We start from the raw sequence: 17,087 nt of genomic DNA, 5'->3' as shown, positions 1-17,087 counted from the left end.
TGCATCCGTGGTGGCAGTCTGGATTGCTTCGTCGCCAGCGCAAAATTGCTCCGCAATTTTGTCGCGCGCTCCTCGCAATGACGACGTTGAAGATCGAGGCAGGGGGAAGCGTATTTAATGTCATCCAAGAACCGACTGGACCCGATTCCGCAGCCGCCGACAAAGCCGGTGGTCGGCAACATGCTGTCGCTGGACTCGGCCGCTCCGGTGCAGCACCTGACGCGGCTTGCCAAGGAGCTGGGTCCGATCTTCTGGCTCGACATGATGGGCTCGCCGATCGTCGTCGTCTCCGGCCACGATCTCGTCGACGAGCTATCCGACGAGAAACGTTTCGACAAGACGGTGCGCGGCGCGCTGCGGCGCGTGCGCGCAGTCGGCGGCGACGGCCTGTTCACGGCCGACACCAGGGAACCGAACTGGAGCAAGGCGCACAACATCCTGCTGCAGCCCTTCGGCAATCGCGCCATGCAGTCCTATCACCCGAGCATGGTCGATATCGCCGAGCAACTCGTCAACAAATGGGAGCGGCTCAACGCCGACGACGAGATCGACGTCGTTCACGACATGACCGCGCTGACGCTGGACACGATCGGCCTGTGCGGCTTCGAGTATCGGTTCAATTCGTTCTACCGGCGCGACTATCATCCTTTCGTCGAGTCGCTGGTGCGCTCGCTCGAAACCATCATGATGACGCGCGGCCTGCCGTTCGAGCAGCTCTGGATGCAGAAGCGGCGCAAGACCTTGGGCGAAGACGTCGCCTTCATGAACAAGATGGTCGACGAGATCATCGCCGAGCGCCGCAAGAGCGCCGAGGGGATCGACGACAAGAAGGACATGCTCGCCGCCATGATGACCGGCGTCGACCGTGCGACCGGCGAGCAACTCGACGACGTCAATATCCGCTACCAGATCAACACGTTCCTGATCGCGGGCCACGAGACTACGAGCGGCCTGCTGTCCTGCACGATCTATGCGCTGCTCAAGCATCCCGACATTCTCAAGAAGGCCTATGACGAGGTCGACCGCGTCTTTGGCCCCGACGTCAATGCGAAGCCGACCTACCAGCAGGTGACACAGCTCACCTACATCACGCAGATCCTGAAGGAGGCCCTGCGGCTGTGGCCGCCGGCGCCGGCCTATGGCATCTCCCCGCTGAAGGATGAGGCCATCGGCGGCGGCAAGTACAGGCTCAGGAAGGGCACCTTCACCACCATCCTGGTGACGGCATTACATCGCGATCCCTCCGTCTGGGGGCCCAACCCCGACGCCTTCGACCCCGAGAATTTCAGCCGCGAGGCCGAGGCGAAACGGCCGATCAATGCCTGGAAGCCATTCGGCAACGGCCAGCGCGCCTGTATCGGCCGCGGTTTTGCCATGCACGAGGCCGCGCTTGCGCTGGGCATGATCCTGCAGCGCTTCAAGCTGATCGACCACCAACGCTACCAGATGCACCTGAAGGAAACCCTGACGATGAAGCCCGAGGGCTTCAAGATCAAGGTGCGCCCGCGCGCCGATCGCGAGCGAGGCGCCTACGGCGGACCGGTCGCGGCGTCCGCCGCGCCGAAGGCGCCACGTCAGCCGACTGCGCGGCCCGGCCACAACACGCCGATGCTGGTCCTCTACGGCTCCAATCTCGGCACCGCAGAGGAACTGGCGACGCGCATGGCGGACCTTGCCGAGATCAACGGCTTTGCCGTGCATCTCGGGCCGCTCGACGATTACGTCGGCAAGCTGCCGCAGGAAGGCGGCGTGCTGATCATCTGCGCCTCCTACAATGGCGCGCCGCCGGATAACGCGACGCAATTCGTCAAATGGCTCGGCGACGATCTGCCGAAGGATGCCTTTGCCAATGTGCGCTACGCCGTATTCGGCTGCGGCAACAGCGACTGGGCCGCGACCTATCAATCGGTGCCGCGCTTCATCGACGAGCAATTGTCGAAGCATGGCGCGCGCGCGGTGTATCCGCGCGGCGAGGGCGATGCGCGCAGCGATCTCGACGGCCAGTTCCAGAAATGGTTCCCGGCGGCCGCCCAGGTCGCGACCAAGGAGTTCGGCATCGACTGGAATTTCACCCGCACCGCGGAGGACGATCCGCTCTACGCGATCGAGCCGGTGGCGGTAACGGCCGTCAACACCATCCTGGCGCAGGGCGGCGCGGTGGCGATGAAGGTGCTGGCCAATGACGAGCTCCAGAACAAGACCGGGTCCAATCCGTCGGAGCGTTCGACGCGCCATATCGAGGTGCAGCTGCCGGCCAGCATCAGCTATCGCGTCGGCGATCATCTGAGCATCGTCCCGCGCAACGATCCGACCCTGGTGGATTCGGTTGCCCGTCGCTTCGGTTTCCTGCCGGCGGACCAGATCCGGCTTCAGGTGGCCGAGGGCCGCCGCGCGCAATTGCCGGTCGGCGACGCCGTGTCGGTCGGTCGTCTGCTCAGCGAGTTCGTCGAGTTGCAGCAGGTGGCGACACGCAAGCAGATCCAGATCATGGCGGAGCATACCCGCTGCCCAGTCACCAAGCCGAAGCTGCTGGCCTTCGTCGGCGAGGAGCCTGAAACGCTCGAGCGTTACCGCACCGAGATCCTGGCCAGGCGCAAATCGGTGTTCGACCTGCTGCTTGAATATCCCGCCTGCGAATTGCCGTTCCATGTTTACCTGGAAATGCTCTCGCTACTGGCGCCGCGCTATTACTCGATCTCGTCCTCGCCGTCGGTCGACCCGGCACGTTGCAGCATTACGGTCGGCGTGGTCGAGGGCCCGGCCGCTTCCGGGCGCGGCACCTACAAGGGCATCTGCTCGAACTATCTCGCCAATCGGCGCGCGGGCGATGCGATATACGCCACGGTGCGTGAGACCAAGGCCGGCTTCCGGCTGCCCGACGACCCGTCCGTGCCTGTTATCATGATCGGACCTGGCACGGGACTGGCCCCGTTCCGCGGCTTCCTCCAGGAGCGCGCCGCGCGCAAGGCGAAGGGCGCCGCGCTTGGCCCGGCCATGCTGTTCTTCGGCTGCCGCCATCCGGATCAGGATTTTCTCTACAAGGATGAGCTGACCGCGCTGGCGGCAAGCGGCATCACCGAGCTGTTCACGGCGTTCTCGCGCGCGGACGGACCGAAGACTTATGTCCAGCACGTGCTCGCCGCGCAGAAGGACAAGGTCTGGCCGCTGATCGAGCAGGGCGCGATCGTCTATGTTTGCGGAGATGGCGGCAAGATGGAGCCCGACGTGAAGGCGGCCCTCGTCGCGATCCATCGCGAGAAGAGCGGCAGCGATGCGTTGGCAAGCGCGCGCTGGATCGAGGAGATGGGCGCGAAGAACCGGTATGTGCTGGACGTCTGGGCGGGCGGGTGACTGCCGGCCCAATCGTGCTAAAGCTCGCCCATGATTCCCTGGGAAAAAATCGACACCGCCAAGATCCCCGGCTCCGACGAGGAGCTTCGCCTGATGCGGCGCGGCAAGGAGTTTTCCATCAAGCTCGGCACCAACGAGCTGATGAACAACCGCCTGTCGGGCTCGGAAGCCGCGCTCGCAACGCTCGCGGCGAAGCAGATCGAGAAGGTCGCTAAGCCTGTCGTCCTCATCGGCGGCCTCGGCATGGGCTTTACCTTGCGCGCGGCGCTCACCGTGCTCGGAGCCAAGGCGAAGATCGTGGTCTCCGAGCTCGTGCCGGCGGTGGTCGCCTGGGCGCGTGGCCCGATGGCCGCGGTTTTCGGCGATAGCCTCGATGATGCCAGGGTGAAGATCCGCGAGATCGACGTCGGTGAAGTCATCCGGGCGAAGAGCTCGGCCTTCGACGCCATTCTGCTCGACGTCGATAACGGGCCGGAAGGGCTGACCCGAAAGGGCAACGACGCGCTCTACAGTGCGAGTGGATTGGCGGCGGCGAAGGCCGCGCTGCGGCCCGGCGGCGTGCTTGCGGTCTGGTCGTCGGGACCCAACCCCGCCTTCACCAAGCGCCTTGGCCGCGCCGGCTTCGACGTCAACGAAGTGAACATTCGCGCCACCGGGCGGGGCGGCGGCGCGCGTCACGTGATCTGGATCGCGCGGAAGGCTTGAGCCTCGTTCTAGGCCGCGTCGGCCACCGCGCCGTGCGCATGCTTGTCGATGGCGCCGATGATCTCAGGCCAGAAGCGCATCGACAGGGCGTGACCCATGCCCTCGATCATCAGCAACTTTGCGCCGCGAATTGACTCCGCGGTGTCCTTGCCGCCTTCGGGCCGCACCAGTGGATCGACGGTGCCGTGGATGACCAGCGTCGGTGTCTTCATGCTGTGCAGCCGCTCCTTGCGGCTGCCGGACGCGAGCACGGCGCGGAGCTGCCGGCCGACCCCGGCCGGATTGAGCCCGCGCGCGAACACGCGTTCGGCACGATCGAGATCGAGCGCTTCCTCTTCCGGAAAGGAGCCGGCCCGCAGCACCTTCCAGGTCTGGCCGAAGCGGACGATGAACTCCTCCTTGCTGCGGGGCGGTGGCGCCATCAACATGGTTGCGGCCTCGCGTGTCGGCGGCGGGACGCGTGGATTGCCTGTCGTCGACATGATCGAGGTCAGCGAGCGCACGCGCTGCGGAAACGACAGCGCCACCTCCTGCGCGATCATGCCGCCCATGGAGGCGCCGACCAGATGGGCCGACTTGATACCGAGCGCGTCCATCAGCCCGACGGTGTCCTTCGCCATGTCGATCAGCTTGTAGGTCGCGGCGACGGGAATCCTGAAGAAACGCAGCTTCAAGAGCTCGAGCGGCGTCAGGCGCTTGCCGCCGGTGAGATGGCTCGACTTGCCGATGTCGCGATTGTCGAAGCGGATCACGCGAAAGCCGCGTGCGGCAAGCTGTTCGCAGAATGCATCGTCCCAATGGATCATCTGCGCGCCGAGCCCCATGATCAGCAGCAGCGGCTCGGCGTTGTCGTTGCCGAAGCTCTCGTAGCAGATGTCGATCCCGTTAGCGCGGACGGTCTTGGGCGGCTGATGGGCATTCACGGCTGCGTTCCCTTCGCTTTCGAGCAATGCTGTATCGCACGCTTTTCGCTCGCAATGAAGCCGCGCGCGCGGGACCTTGCCGGTTGACCGGCACCTCGCAACGGTGTGGTATGGCGAAAAAGGAAGGGCATCGCAGCTCTCGATCACAGGAGGACGCCGATGACCGACAAGACCCATGACCCGGTCGCCATGTGGCAGAAGATGGTTGGCGAGATGGAGAGGGGGTTCAACTCCTTTGCCAATCAGGCCATGGCCTCTCCCGAGTTTTCGCAAGTCGTGAACCGGGCTGGCGGCGTTGCTGCAGGTGCACAGAAGCAGCTCGGCGAGCTCATGGAGAAATACCTGGTCACGATGAACCTGCCGAGCCGCGAGCAGGTCACCGGCCTTGGCGAGCGGCTGCAGGCGATCGAAGGCCAGATCGGCGAGATCAGGTCGATGCTGAGCCAGATGGCCGCAAGTTCCGGCTTACCTCAGGGCTCCGATACCGCATCGCGGCCGCCGCGCACAAAGCGCCCGCCATCCGAAGGCGGAGAGCAGGCATGAATGCTCCCGCCGGACTCGATCTCGCGGGGATCCCGGAGCGCATCCAGTCCGAGGTGCAGCGCGCCATCCAGCGCAGCATCAAGGGCGTCGAGTATTTCTCGACCTCGGGCCCCACGCTCGGCGCGACTCCGAAGGACGTGCTGCATTCGCGCGGCACCATGAGCCTGTATCACTACCGGCCGATGTCCGACGAGATTTACCGGGTGCCGGTGCTGATCGTGATGGCGACCACCAACCGCGGCTACATTCTCGACCTCGTGCCCGGACAGAGCTTCATCGAGTTCCTCCTGAAGCGCGGCTACGACGTCTACATGCTCGACTGGAGCGCGCCGCGGCCGGAGGAGAAGAGCCTGCGGATGGAGGACTATGTCCTCGACTTCATCCCGGATTGCGTCCGCCGCGTGCAAGCCGATTCCGGCGAGCAGGACGTCTCTGTGATCGGCTATTGCTTCGGCGGCGTGCTGTCGTTGCTTTACGGCGCGATCCACAAGGACGGCCCGATGAAGAACTTGATCTGCTTCACCACGCCGATCGATTTTCGCGAGATGAAGCTGTTCTCGAATTTCTCCGACCGCCGCTATTTCGACGTCGACCGCCTCGTCGACAGCGTCGGCAACGTGCCGCCGGAGATGATCCTGTCGTCGTTCGAGATGCTGCGCCCGGCTTCGCGCGCGGCGAGCCAGATCCAGCTCTGGGAGAACATCTGGAACGACGAGTTCGTGAAGTCCTACCGGATGTTCGACCGCTGGGCGACCGACACGCTGCCGCTGGCGGGGGAATATTTCCGCACCATCACCAAGGACCTGATGTGGGACAACAAGCTGTTCAATGACACCATGTCGGTCGGCGGCCGCGCGGCGAAGTTGGGAGACATCAAGGTGCCGTTCCTGCACGCGGTTGCCGAGCACGATCACATCGTGCCGTACGATGCCGCCAGGCACCTGATCGCCAAGATCGGGTCGGAGGACAAGGACGAGGTGATGCTGAAGGGCGGTCACGTCTCGCTCGTCGCCGGCGCCAACGCGGTGAAGCGGCTGTGGCCGAAACTGGATTCCTGGCTGGGGAAGAGATCGACATGAGCGAGCAGCGTTCCTATCCGCGCCACGTCAGGACCGACGCCGGCGATATCGAGATCCGCCTGATGTCGCCCGCGGACGAATCCGCAGTGCTTGCCTTCGGCCAGGGCCTGCCGACCCACGACCTGCTGTTCCTGCCGCGCAACATCAGCCAGCCGAAGGTGCTGTCGGCCTGGGTCAAGGAGATCGAGCGCGGCGCGATCACCAGTCTGCTCGCGGTGAAGGACGGCAGGGTCGTCGGCTGCGGCACCCTGGTGCGCGATCCGCATTCCTGGTCGCCCCATGTCGGCGAGATCCGCATGGTTGTGTCGCTCGATGTGCGCGGGAAGGGGGTCGGGAGGGCGCTGTCGCAGGAGACCTTTGCGCTCGCGCTCGGTGCCGGCCTTGAAAAGCTCTCGGTGCAGATGACAGTCGACCAGCAGGCGGCGATCGCGCTGTTCGAGAGCCTTGGCTTCAAGGCCGAGGCGCTGCTGCGGGACCACGTCCGGGACGTCGACGGCAAGACCCACGACATCGTCGTGCTCGGCCACAACGTCGCGCAGGTCCAGGCCCAGATGGAGGCTTATGGCCTGCCAGGCGCCGTCCAGCACTGAAAAATCGAATTCAACCCCATGCACAGTAGGCAAGGGGCTAGGAAGGCAGCAGATTGCCTCTCGTTGAGGCCGTTCACTATTTTGTGATATCGCACTGCAATATGAATATTGCAGTGCACCATTAACTATGCCATATAGGGGGTGCCCCGGGCCAACAAGGACGGGGTGAGCCCATAGCTCAGCCCAATGAGGATGGAGAGAACCCCATGACCACCGAAACCAACACCGCTTTCGAAGGCTTCAAGGACGCTTTCAAGAACATCCAGAACCTGGAAGTTCCCGAGGCTGCCCGCGAGTTCGTCAAGAAGACCGCCAACACCGCCAAGGATCGTGCGGCCGAGGCTTTCGCCGGCTCCGAGCGGGTGACCGCTGCCGTCGAGAACGCAGTGACCGAATCCGTCACTGAAGCCGGCAAAATCAGCCGCAACATCCAGCAGGCGATCTACGAGGACGCCGAGGCGTTCTTCTCGGGCATCGACAAGCTCGCGTCCGCCAAGTCGTTCAGCGAAGCCGTCGAGATCCAGTCGAGCCTGCTCCGCGCCCGCGGCGAAGCGTTCGTCTCGCGCGCCAAGGCGACCACCGACTATCTCGGCAAGCTTGCCGCCAACGGTGCGAAGTCCGCTCAGGACAATTTTGCCAAGGTCTACAACAAGACCGCCTGATCCGGCGCCTGAGTCAAAACTGAAATTTGAGGCCCGCTTCGGCGGGCCTTTTGTTTTTGCGCCGCCGCAGCCGTCATTGCGAGGAGCCCTTGCGACGAAGCAATCCAGAGTCTCTCCGTGGAAGAACTCTGGATTGCTTCGCTTCGCTCGCAATGACGGAGTACTGTGATGCAGTCATGAATTCGCCCGCCTCCTTCTCATTCGACACCCCCGGCGATGCCGCACGCGCGGCCGAGCTGCGGCGCGTGAAAGCATTGGCGACGCTGGTGCTGGCCGCGACGCTCGCGCTGTTCGCCGTCGCGAAATGGCTGCTGCCCGTGCATCCCGTGTTCGGCTTCATCGCGGCTTTCGCGGAAGCCGCGACCATCGGCGGGCTGGCCGACTGGTATGCCGTGGTCGCGCTGTTCAAGCGGCCGCTCGGCCTGCCGATTCCGCACACCGCGATCATCCAGAGCAACCAGGCCCGCATCGCCGACAAGCTCGGCGAATTCATCCAGGTGCATTTCCTCTCGGCAGGTCCCGTCGAGGCCAAGCTGAACGAGATCGATTTTGGATCGTTCGTTGCCGACTGGCTGCGCGACCGCAAACGCAGCGATGATCTGGCGCGCTTTGCGCTGCGTCTGTTGCCGGAGGCCTTCGCTGCGACCGAGAGCTCAGGCCTGATGACCTTCATCATTCGCCGCATGTCCTCGCAGCTCCAGGCGATCGACCTCGCGCCGCTCGCCGCCGGCACGCTGCGCGGCTTCGTGGCGGAGGGGCGGCACCAGATCCTGTTCGACGATCTTCTGCGCATGATGCACGAGACGCTCAATCAGAAAGACACGATGGCGATGATCCGCGAGAAGGTGCGCGCGGAGTTGCCGACCCTGCTGCGGCTCTACCGCGCCGACAAGTTTCTGGTGAACAAGATCGTGGCGTCCGCCACCGCCTTCTTCGATGAAGTGCGGGCGGATCCCAGGCATCCGTTCCGCGGCGAGTTCGACCGCATGGTGCTGGGCTTCGTCGACCGGCTCGGCACTGACCAGGCCTATGTCGATCGCATCAACGGCCTCAAACGCGACCTGCTGGCACGGCCCGAGCTTGCCGATCTTGCCCGCACCGTCTGGGCCAATACGCGCTCCTTCGTCGAGCGCAGCGCGAGTGGTGAGACGCAGGTGCTGCAGCATCATCTCGCCGGCATGTTCGTCGCGGCCGGCGACGCGCTCGCGGGCGATGCCGAGCTGCGCGGCGAGATCAACAAGGGGCTGGTGGCGGTGCTGCGTAGCTTCGTTGCGGATCAGAAGAGCGGCGTCTCGACCTTCATCTCCGACCAGGTCAAGTCGTGGGACATGGCGCAGCTGATTTCGCTGATCGAGATCAATATCGGGCGCGACCTGCAATACATCCGCTTCAACGGCTCGCTGATCGGCGGCCTCGCCGGACTCGCGCTCTACTCCGTAGAATCCCTGCTCCGGTTGTTGTGACTTTTGCGTCACGGGCGCCAGCATTAGCTCGCGGGCCTATTGTCGCCCCGCGTTCCACCGGCTTGAATGTCTGGAACCGGCCGCCTAGCTGATTCATGCTGCGCTGCGGAACGTCCGAGAAGCTGGCGTATTAGAATTCATACCCATGTTTGCCGGCATCGCCGCCGGCGGCCTTTTCAGGAATTTTAGCCAGGGGATACGTCGATGACCGCTACTGCCCAGACGCTGCGTCCGCCGTCTCGCACACTGATGTTCCTGGAAGGGCGCGCGATCCACGAGTTCGGCGCATTCCTCGGCGCGCTGCCGCTGCTGAGCTTCGCGCCACGCGGCGACGGGCATCCGGTGCTGGTGCTGCCCGGCCTCGTGGCCTCGGATGAATCCACACGCGCGCTTCGCACCTTTCTGTCGGGCAAGGGCTATACGGTGAGCGGTTGGCGCCAGGGCCGCAATTACGGTCTGCGCGAGGGCGTGCAGCACGCGATGATGGATCTGGTCCATGAGCTCAGCGACACGCATGGCCGCAAGATCAGCCTGGTCGGCTGGAGCCTCGGCGGCCTCTACGCGCGCCAGCTCGCCAAGATGATGCCCGATCGCGTGCGCCAGGTCATCACGCTCGGCAGCCCCTTTGCGGGCGATCCCAAGTCGACCAATGCCTGGCGCGTCTATGAATGGGCAAGCGGCCAGCGTGCCGATCAGGTCGATCCGAACTTCGGCAGCGATCTGGCCGTCCCGCCGCCGGTGCCGACCACCGCCATCTTCAGCCGCACCGACGGTGTCTGCGCCTGGCAGGGCTGCATGGAGAAGACGGGAGCCGAGACCGAGAGCATCGAGGTCGACAGCAGCCATTGCGGTATGGGCCACCATCCCGCCGTCGTCTATGCGGTGGCCGATCGGCTCGCGCAGAAGGAAGGCCAGTGGCGCCCGTTCGACCGCAGCGGTTGGCGCAGCCTGGCTTATCCGGATCCGCACAGGTGATTTTTCTTCGCCTCGCCCCGCTTGCGGGGAGAGGTCGGAATTTGCGAATAGCAAATTCCGGGTGAGGGGGCTGTCCGCGAATCCAACTCTCACCGACTCTGCGGAGACTCCCCCTCATCCCGACCTTCTCCCCGCAAGCGGGGAGAACGAGTATAGCCATTGTCGTTCCCGTCCATTGTCGCGCCCGCACCAAACGCGCTATGCCTCGCGCATGGCGCATCCGCTCTCCCGCATCATCGACCAGCTCAAGCGCGAACCGTCGCGCACCGGCTCCATCGTCATCACCGTGTTCGGCGACGCCATCGTGCCGCGTGGCGGTGTGGTGTGGCTCGGCACGCTGCTGGAATTCTTCGAAAGCCTTGATATCGACAGCGGCGTGGTGCGTACCGCGATGTCGCGGCTTGCTGCCGACCGCTGGCTGACGCGTGAAAAGGTCGGCCGCAACAGCTTCTACCGCCTGGCCGACAAGGGCCGCCAGACCTTCGAAGCAGCGACACGCCACATCTATGATCCGCCGCCGTCGGATTGGACCGGCCGTTTCGAACTCCTGCTGATCGGCAACGGCGAGGATCGCGACGCCTCGCGCGAGGCGCTGCGCAACGCTGGGTTCGGCAGTCCGCTGCCGGGCGTGTGGGTCGCGCCGTCAGGCGTGCCGGTGCCCGCCGAAGCCGCGGCTGCGATCCGTCTCGAAGTCTCGGCCGAGGATGACAGCGGTCGCCGTCTGCTCAGTGCGAGCTGGCCGCTGAAGCGTACAGCGGATGCCTATCTGAAATTCATGAAGACGTTCGAGCCGCTGCGCGCCGCACTTGCACGCGGCACGGATCTGTCCGAGGCCGACGCGTTCACCGCACGCATCCTGCTGATCCACCATTACCGCCGCGTCGTGCTGCGCGATCCGCTGCTGCCGGGCAGCCTGCTGCCGGCAGACTGGCCGGGCAGGGCTGCCCGCGAACTCTGCGGCGAGATCTATCGGGCGTTGCTTGCGCCGTCGGAACAATGGCTTGATGGCCACGGAACGAACGAAAAAGGCCCGCTGCCGCCGGCCCGAAAACTGCTGGAAAGACGGTTCGAGGCCTGACCGTCATGTTACAGAAATATCTTGCATGACGTAATTTCTGTTATATATTGTCTCCCAATAAAACGGGAGGATGCGCATGTACACCCAGGCGCTGAATACGGCCGAGACCGACGATCGCGGTCTCGAGGACGCGGCCAAGGCTGCGCAGTTCCAGGCGCGCATCGATGCCGAGGAGCGCATCGAGCCGAACGACTGGATGCCGGCGGCCTATCGCAAGACGCTCACCCGCCAGATCTCCCAGCACGCCCATTCCGAAATCGTCGGCATGCTGCCCGAAGGCAACTGGATCACGCGTGCGCCGTCCCTGCGCCGCAAGGCGGCGTTGCTCGCCAAGGTGCAGGACGAATGCGGCCACGGGCTCTATCTCTACGCTGCCGCCGAGACACTCGGTAGCTCGCGCGAGGAGCTGGTCGACGCCATGCTCGCGGGCAAGGCGAAATATTCCTCGATCTTCAACTATCCGACCCTGACCTGGGCCGATATCGGCACCATCGGCTGGCTGGTCGACGGCGCCGCGATCATGAACCAGATCCCGCTGTGCCGCTGCTCCTACGGTCCCTATGCGCGCGCGATGATCCGCGTCTGCAAGGAAGAATCGTTTCACCAGCGGCAGGGCTACGAAATCATGGTGACGCTGTGCCGCGGCTCGGATGAGCAGAAGGCGATGGCGCAGGATGCGCTGGACCGCTGGTGGTGGCCGGTGCTGATGATGTTCGGCCCGCCCGATGCGACCAGCCAGCACAGCGACACCTCGACGAAGTGGAAGATCAAGCGCTTCTCCAATGACGAGCTGCGTCAGAAGTTCGTCGATGCCACCGTGCCGCAGGCGCAATATCTCGGTCTCACCATTCCCGATCCCGGCATGGTTCAAGATGCCGACGGACACTGGCGCTACAGCGAGATCGACTGGACCGAATTCAAGCAGGTGCTCGCCGGCAACGGCCCCTGCAACCGCGACCGCATGGCCGCGCGCCGTAAGGCGCACGACGAGGGCGCCTGGGTGCGCGAGGCGGCAGCCGCCTATGCCGCAAAGCGCGCGCAACGCCCGACCGCACAAGCCGCCGAATAGGAGAAGCACGATGGCCACGCCGAACACGCCACTGTGGGAAGTCTTCATTCGCAGCCGCAACGGGCTTGCGCACAAGCACGTCGGCTCGCTGCATGCCAGCGACGCCACTATGGCCCTCCAGGCTGCTCGCGACATCTACACCCGGCGCGGTGAGGGCCTGTCGATCTGGGTCGTGCCGTCCAGCGCGATCACCGCGAGCGATCCGGCCGAGAAGGGCATGATGTTCGAGCCTGCGGAATCGAAGATCTACCGGCACCCGACCTTCTACGAGGTGCCGGAAGAAGTGGGGCACATGTGATGCCGGTCGCCAACACGGAAGTCTCCGAAACGCCGCTGGTACTCTACGCACTGCGCCGCGCCGACGATGCGCTGATCCTCGGCCACAGGCTGTCGGAATGGTGCGGGCATACGCCGATGCTGGAAGAGGACATGGCGCTCTCCAACATCGCGCTCGATCTCATCGGCCAGGCGCGGGAGCTCTACACCTACGCGGCCAAGGCCGAAGGCAATGGCAACGACGAGGACAAGCTCGCCTATTTGCGCGACGTGCGGCAGTACCGCAATCTGCTGCTGGTCGAGCAGCCGAACGGTGACTTCGCCCAGACCCTGGTGCGGCAATTCTTCTATTCCGCTTTTGCCGATCTTTACTGGCGCGCAATGATGACCTCGCGCGACACGACGCTCGCCGCGATTGCCGCCAAGTCGGAGAAGGAGAGCGCCTATCACCTGCGCCATGCCTCGGAATGGATCATCCGGCTCGGCGACGGAACCGAGGAGAGTCACAGGCGTGTGCAGGCTTCGATCGATCATCTCTGGGCCTTCACCGGCGAGATGTTCGCGGTCGACGACGGCGAACGCGCCCTGATCCATGCCGGCATCGCCATCGATCCCGGAGCCTTGCGAGGCCGCTGGCTGACCACGCTCTCCGATGTCGTCAGCGAGGCAACGCTGGTGCTGCCGCAGAACGACTGGATGCAGCAGGGCGGCCGCTCCGGCCGGCACAGCGAGCATCTCGGCCATCTGCTGTCCGAGCTGCAATCGATGCAGCGGACTTTTCCGGGGCTGACATGGTGATGGTGCTCGAGAGCGACGCCGAGCTGCGCCGGCGCGCCTGGGATGCGGCGGCAAGCGTGGTCGATCCTGAAATCCCCGTGCTGACGATCGCCGATCTCGGGGTGCTCCGCGATGTCGTTCTCGCAGGCGATCATGTCGAGGTCGCGATCACGCCGACCTATTCCGGTTGCCCGGCCATGAACATGATCGCACTCGAAATCGAGGTCGCGCTGGAGCGCGCCGGGTTCCATCGTCCGAAGATCCGCACAGTGCTGTCGCCGGCCTGGACAACGGACTGGATGAGCGAGGAGGGCCGCGAGAAGCTGCGCGCCTACGGCATCGCGCCGCCGCAAGCGTCAAGTTCGCGCCGCGCGCTGTTCGGCGAGCAGGTCGTGGCTTGCCCGCAATGCGGCTCGGAGCAGACCGAGCTGCTGTCCGAGTTCGGCTCGACCTCCTGCAAGGCGCTCTGGCGCTGCAAGGCCTGCCGCGAACCCTTCGATTATTTCAAGTGTCATTGACCATGTCCGCAGCCGCACCGCGCTTCCACCGCCTTGCCGTCAACGACCTCCGCCGCGAGGCGTCGGACGCCGTCTCGATGACCTTCGCCATTCCCGGCGAACTCGCCCGCGACTACGCTTTCACGCCCGGTCAGTATCTCACGCTGCGAACCATGCTCGACGGCGAGGAAGTGCGCCGCTCCTATTCCATCTGCTCCGGCCCTGACGACGGCGAGATTCGCATCGCCGTGAAGAAGGTCGATGGCGGCGCGTTTTCGAGCTGGGCGGCGGACGAGCTGAAATGCGGCGACGAGCTCGATGTGATGACGCCGACCGGGCGCTTCGGCGTGGTCGCGCCTGATGATGCCGGGCGCATCCATGTCGGCTTTGCCGCAGGCTCCGGCATCACGCCGATCCTGTCGATCGTGAAGGGAATTCTGTCGCGCGAGCCGGGCAGCCGCTTCTTTCTGTTTTACGGCAACCGCTCGACCGACAACATCATGTTCCTCGAGGCGCTCGAGGAGCTCAAGGACCGCTTCATCGATCGGCTCTCGATCTTCCACGTCATTTCCGGTGAGGAGCAGGACATCCCGATCCTGCACGGTCGGCTCGACGGCCACAAGGTGAGGGTGCTGTTGCGCTCGCTGGTGCCGGCGGCGAGCATCGATCACGTTTTCATCTGCGGTCCCCTTGGCATGAGCGAGGAAATCGAGACGACCTGCCGCGATCTCGGCATCGCGGAGGATCGCATCCACGTCGAGCGTTTCGTCTCCGAATTCGGCGGCAGGCCGCGGCCGAAGAAGACCGTTGCGCCTGACGCGCCGCCGAAGGCGATCGCCTCTCTGATCATCGACGGCAAGCGCCGCGACGTGCCGGTCGCCGAGGACGAGGCGATCCTCGATGCCGCGCTGCGCGCAGGCGTCGATCTGCCCTTCGCCTGCAAGGGCGGCATGTGCTCGACCTGCCGCGCCAAGCTGGTCGAGGGGGAGGCGCCGATGGACATCAATTATTCGCTGGAGCCCTGGGAACTGAAGGCTGGCTTCGTCCTGACCTGCCAGGCCAAGCCGTCGTCGGAACGGGTTGTGGTCGACTACGACCATGTCTGATCGGGCTTATCAGGCCCCGACGATGCAAATGCGTCGCATTATTTGACAGCTTGGGCCAGGCAGCAGAACATCATGTGCAAACAATCGGCCGGGAGAAGCGCGTGAACGTCAAAGCCACCTTGTCGCCTGAGGATATTGCCCGCGCCTGCGCCGATGCGATGTGGGCCGAGGACGATGCGTCCAAGGGGCTCGGGATGGAGATCGTCGAGATCGGCCCGGGCTTCGCGACGCTTGCAATGACCGTGCGGCCGGACATGGTCAACGGCCAGCGCATCGCCCACGGTGGCTTCATCTTTACGCTGGCGGATTCTGCCTTCGCGTTTGCCTGTAATTCGCACAATGAGCGCGTGGTCGCGGCGCAGGGCCAGATCACGTTCATCAAGCCGGGCAAGCTCGGCGACCGCCTTGTCGCGAAGGCGCGGGAGATCACCCGTGGCGGCCGCTCCGGCATCTACGACGTGCGCGTCACCGCAGGCGACACCGTCATCGCGGAATTCCGCGGGCATTCACGGGTCATACCCGGCACCTGGCTGCCGGCGCAAGATCAGTAAAGCGACCAAATCAAGAAAAAGAACGAACCAATGTTGAGGGGAAACGAGGATGGCTCTGACGAAGCTCAAGGAAGGTGGCGACGCCTATCGTGCCGAGATGGACGCGCATGAGCGCGCCTCTCGCGACGAGATCATGGCGCTGCAGACGCAGCGGCTGACCTGGTCGCTGAAGCACGCCTACGACAACGTCGCGCATTACCGAAAGGCCTTCGACAAGGTCGGCGTGCATCCCTCCGACTTTCGCGAACTGTCCGATCTCGCCAGATTTCCGTTCACGGTGAAGACGGACCTGCGCGACAACTATCCCTTCAACATGTTCGCCGTGCCGCGCGAGAAGCTGGTGCGTGTGCATGCCTCCTCCGGCACCACGGGCAAGCCGATCGTGGTCGGGTATACGCAAGCCGACATCGATATATGGGCGGACGTCATGGCGCGCTCGATCCGCGCCGCCGGCGGGCGCACCGGCATGATCATCCACAATGCCTATGGCTATGGTCTCTTCACCGGCGGGCTCGGCGTGCATTATGGCGCCGAGAAACTCGGCTGCACGGTGGTGCCGATCTCCGGCGGCATGACTGAGCGGCAGGTGCAGCTCATCAACGACTTCCGGCCTGATATCATCACGGTGACGCCGAGCTACATGCTGGCGATCCTCGACGAGTTCAAGCGCCAGAAGCTCGATCCGCGCCAGTGCTCGCTCAAGGTCGGCATCTTCGGCGCCGAGCCATGGACCAATGCGATGCGCGGCGAGATCGAGGACGCCTTCGACATGGACGCGACCGACATCTACGGTCTGTCGGAAGTGATCGGTCCCGGCGTTGCGCAGGAATGCATCGAGACCAAGGACGGCCTGCACATCTGGGAAGACCATTTCTATCCTGAAGTGATTGACCCCGAGACCGGCGCGGTGCTGCCGGATGGCGAAAAGGGCGAGCTGGTCTTCACCTCGCTCACCAAGGAAGCCTTTCCAGTGATCCGCTATCGCACCCGCGACCTGACGCGGCTGCTGCCGGGCACAGCGCGGCCGGGCATGCGGCGGATGGAGAAGGTGACGGGCCGCTCCGACGACATGATCATCCTGCGCGGCGTCAATCTGTTCCCGACCCAGATCGAGGAAGTGCTGCTCGCGACCGACTGGTGCGGCGGTCACTTCATCCTGGAGCTGACCCGCGAGGGTCGTATGGACGAACTGACGATCATCGCCGAGGCGCGGTCGGAGAGCTGGGACGGCCGGGGGCTCCTCGACCATGCCGACCGGGTTTCGACCCATATCAAGAATACGATCGGGATCAGCTCAAAGGTTCAGGTGGTGCCCCCCGACACGCTGGAGCGCTCGCTCGGCAAAGCTAGGCGGCTCTACGACAAGCGGCCGAAGGATTAGGTCTTACCCCTCATGGTGAGGAGGCGCGTAGCGCCGTCTCGAACCATGCAGGCCCGGATGC

Annotated in this window: 17 protein-coding genes; 16 read left to right on the top strand and 1 reads right to left on the bottom strand. The window is 64.4% G+C overall.

Annotated elements, in window-relative coordinates; all coding sequences use genetic code 11:
* Positions 1-117 precede the first annotated feature (117 nt).
* Together FNV92_RS25625 and FNV92_RS25620 are read left to right on the top strand one after the other, a co-directional pair.
* Positions 118-3,351, top strand: coding sequence for a bifunctional cytochrome P450/NADPH--P450 reductase (locus FNV92_RS25625; protein ID WP_143844032.1), 3,234 nt, complete (start codon positions 118-120; stop codon positions 3,349-3,351).
* A 30-nt stretch (positions 3,352-3,381) separates the two neighbouring features.
* A complete protein-coding gene (locus FNV92_RS25620; RefSeq protein WP_143844033.1) occupies positions 3,382-4,056 on the top strand; it encodes a spermine/spermidine synthase domain-containing protein in 675 nt (224 codons plus the stop codon).
* 8 nt (positions 4,057-4,064) lie between these two features.
* Here the strand turns inward: FNV92_RS25620 and FNV92_RS25615 are convergent, their stop codons facing one another.
* Positions 4,065-4,979, bottom strand: a complete 915-nt coding sequence (locus FNV92_RS25615; RefSeq protein WP_143844034.1) for an alpha/beta fold hydrolase — start codon at positions 4,977-4,979, stop codon at positions 4,065-4,067.
* 159 nt (positions 4,980-5,138) lie between these two features.
* On the opposite strand from FNV92_RS25615, the gene FNV92_RS25610 reads away from it, so the two are divergent.
* The 14 genes from FNV92_RS25610 to paaK all read left to right on the top strand — a co-directional run bounded on the left by FNV92_RS25610 (position 5,139) and on the right by paaK (position 17,026).
* Positions 5,139-5,522 (top strand): hypothetical protein, encoded by a 384-nt coding sequence (locus FNV92_RS25610; RefSeq protein ID WP_143844035.1) that lies wholly within the window; start codon positions 5,139-5,141, stop codon positions 5,520-5,522.
* Positions 5,519-6,601: a PHA/PHB synthase family protein gene (locus tag FNV92_RS25605; protein WP_143844036.1), complete on the top strand. Its 1,083-nt coding sequence runs from the start codon at positions 5,519-5,521 to the stop codon at positions 6,599-6,601. Before FNV92_RS25610 ends, FNV92_RS25605 begins: the two co-directional genes overlap by 4 nt.
* The gene (locus tag FNV92_RS25600; protein WP_168213566.1) at positions 6,598-7,191 is read left to right on the top strand and encodes a GNAT family N-acetyltransferase; all 594 of its coding nucleotides are present in this window, start codon (positions 6,598-6,600) and stop codon (positions 7,189-7,191) included. The genes FNV92_RS25605 and FNV92_RS25600 overlap by 4 nt, the downstream gene beginning before the upstream one ends.
* Positions 7,192-7,397: 206 nt before the next feature.
* Positions 7,398-7,853 carry a phasin gene (locus FNV92_RS25595; protein WP_015687598.1) on the top strand — a complete coding sequence of 152 codons (456 nt, stop codon included), beginning with the start codon at positions 7,398-7,400 and terminating at the stop codon, positions 7,851-7,853.
* 176 nt (positions 7,854-8,029) lie between these two features.
* Entirely contained in the window at positions 8,030-9,316 is a 1,287-nt protein-coding gene (locus FNV92_RS25590) for a DUF445 domain-containing protein (RefSeq protein ID WP_143844038.1), read from the top strand.
* Between the two features lie 204 nt (positions 9,317-9,520).
* Positions 9,521-10,291, top strand: coding sequence for an esterase/lipase family protein (locus FNV92_RS25585; protein WP_143844039.1), 771 nt, complete (start codon positions 9,521-9,523; stop codon positions 10,289-10,291).
* A gap of 211 nt (positions 10,292-10,502) precedes the next feature.
* Complete coding sequence (paaX, locus tag FNV92_RS25580; RefSeq protein ID WP_143844040.1) at positions 10,503-11,369, top strand: phenylacetic acid degradation operon negative regulatory protein PaaX; 867 nt, start codon at positions 10,503-10,505, stop codon at positions 11,367-11,369.
* 76 nt (positions 11,370-11,445) lie between these two features.
* Positions 11,446-12,438, top strand: coding sequence for a 1,2-phenylacetyl-CoA epoxidase subunit PaaA (paaA, locus tag FNV92_RS25575; RefSeq protein ID WP_168213567.1), 993 nt, complete (start codon positions 11,446-11,448; stop codon positions 12,436-12,438).
* A 10-nt stretch (positions 12,439-12,448) separates the two neighbouring features.
* Positions 12,449-12,736, top strand: a complete 288-nt coding sequence (gene paaB / locus FNV92_RS25570) for a 1,2-phenylacetyl-CoA epoxidase subunit PaaB (RefSeq protein ID WP_015687593.1) — start codon at positions 12,449-12,451, stop codon at positions 12,734-12,736.
* Positions 12,736-13,512 carry a 1,2-phenylacetyl-CoA epoxidase subunit PaaC gene (gene paaC, locus FNV92_RS25565; RefSeq protein WP_168213568.1) on the top strand — a complete coding sequence of 259 codons (777 nt, stop codon included), beginning with the start codon at positions 12,736-12,738 and terminating at the stop codon, positions 13,510-13,512. The genes paaB and paaC overlap by 1 nt, the downstream gene beginning before the upstream one ends.
* The gene (gene paaD / locus FNV92_RS25560; RefSeq protein ID WP_143844043.1) at positions 13,506-14,009 is read left to right on the top strand and encodes a 1,2-phenylacetyl-CoA epoxidase subunit PaaD; all 504 of its coding nucleotides are present in this window, start codon (positions 13,506-13,508) and stop codon (positions 14,007-14,009) included. Before paaC ends, paaD begins: the two co-directional genes overlap by 7 nt.
* A gap of 2 nt (positions 14,010-14,011) precedes the next feature.
* On the top strand, positions 14,012-15,094 hold the full coding sequence (paaE, locus tag FNV92_RS25555; RefSeq protein WP_168213569.1) for a 1,2-phenylacetyl-CoA epoxidase subunit PaaE: 1,083 nt from the start codon (positions 14,012-14,014) through the stop codon (positions 15,092-15,094).
* Positions 15,095-15,195: 101 nt separating this feature from the next.
* Complete coding sequence (gene paaI / locus FNV92_RS25550) at positions 15,196-15,645, top strand: hydroxyphenylacetyl-CoA thioesterase PaaI (RefSeq protein ID WP_168213570.1); 450 nt, start codon at positions 15,196-15,198, stop codon at positions 15,643-15,645.
* Positions 15,646-15,694: 49 nt separating this feature from the next.
* The gene (gene paaK / locus FNV92_RS25545; RefSeq protein WP_143844045.1) at positions 15,695-17,026 is read left to right on the top strand and encodes a phenylacetate--CoA ligase PaaK; all 1,332 of its coding nucleotides are present in this window, start codon (positions 15,695-15,697) and stop codon (positions 17,024-17,026) included.
* The last annotated feature ends 61 nt before the right edge of the window (positions 17,027-17,087 follow it).

The sequence above is a fragment of the Bradyrhizobium cosmicum genome, assembly GCF_007290395.2.
Taxonomy (GTDB): Bacteria; Pseudomonadota; Alphaproteobacteria; order Rhizobiales; family Xanthobacteraceae; genus Bradyrhizobium; species Bradyrhizobium cosmicum.
Note: the sequence above shows the minus strand (reverse complement) of the source record. Positions and strands in the feature narration are given on the sequence as shown.

What these genes read in the sequence shown, in the direction of transcription:
- FNV92_RS25610 (WP_143844035.1), top strand. Translation starts at nt 5,139, where the DNA reads ATGACCGACAAGACCCATGACCCGGTCGCCATGTGGCAGAAGATGGTT.
- paaC (WP_168213568.1), top strand. Translation starts at nt 12,736, where the DNA reads ATGCCGGTCGCCAACACGGAAGTCTCCGAAACGCCGCTGGTACTCTAC.
- FNV92_RS25590 (WP_143844038.1), top strand. Translation starts at nt 8,030, where the DNA reads ATGAATTCGCCCGCCTCCTTCTCATTCGACACCCCCGGCGATGCCGCA.
- paaD (WP_143844043.1), top strand. Translation starts at nt 13,506, where the DNA reads ATGGTGATGGTGCTCGAGAGCGACGCCGAGCTGCGCCGGCGCGCCTGG.
- FNV92_RS25625 (WP_143844032.1), top strand. Translation starts at nt 118, where the DNA reads ATGTCATCCAAGAACCGACTGGACCCGATTCCGCAGCCGCCGACAAAG.
- paaA (WP_168213567.1), top strand. Translation starts at nt 11,446, where the DNA reads ATGTACACCCAGGCGCTGAATACGGCCGAGACCGACGATCGCGGTCTC.
- FNV92_RS25605 (WP_143844036.1), top strand. Translation starts at nt 5,519, where the DNA reads ATGAATGCTCCCGCCGGACTCGATCTCGCGGGGATCCCGGAGCGCATC.
- paaX (WP_143844040.1), top strand. Translation starts at nt 10,503, where the DNA reads ATGGCGCATCCGCTCTCCCGCATCATCGACCAGCTCAAGCGCGAACCG.
- FNV92_RS25620 (WP_143844033.1), top strand. Translation starts at nt 3,382, where the DNA reads ATGATTCCCTGGGAAAAAATCGACACCGCCAAGATCCCCGGCTCCGAC.
- paaK (WP_143844045.1), top strand. Translation starts at nt 15,695, where the DNA reads ATGGCTCTGACGAAGCTCAAGGAAGGTGGCGACGCCTATCGTGCCGAG.
- FNV92_RS25585 (WP_143844039.1), top strand. Translation starts at nt 9,521, where the DNA reads ATGACCGCTACTGCCCAGACGCTGCGTCCGCCGTCTCGCACACTGATG.
- paaE (WP_168213569.1), top strand. Translation starts at nt 14,012, where the DNA reads ATGTCCGCAGCCGCACCGCGCTTCCACCGCCTTGCCGTCAACGACCTC.
- FNV92_RS25595 (WP_015687598.1), top strand. Translation starts at nt 7,398, where the DNA reads ATGACCACCGAAACCAACACCGCTTTCGAAGGCTTCAAGGACGCTTTC.
- FNV92_RS25600 (WP_168213566.1), top strand. Translation starts at nt 6,598, where the DNA reads ATGAGCGAGCAGCGTTCCTATCCGCGCCACGTCAGGACCGACGCCGGC.
- paaB (WP_015687593.1), top strand. Translation starts at nt 12,449, where the DNA reads ATGGCCACGCCGAACACGCCACTGTGGGAAGTCTTCATTCGCAGCCGC.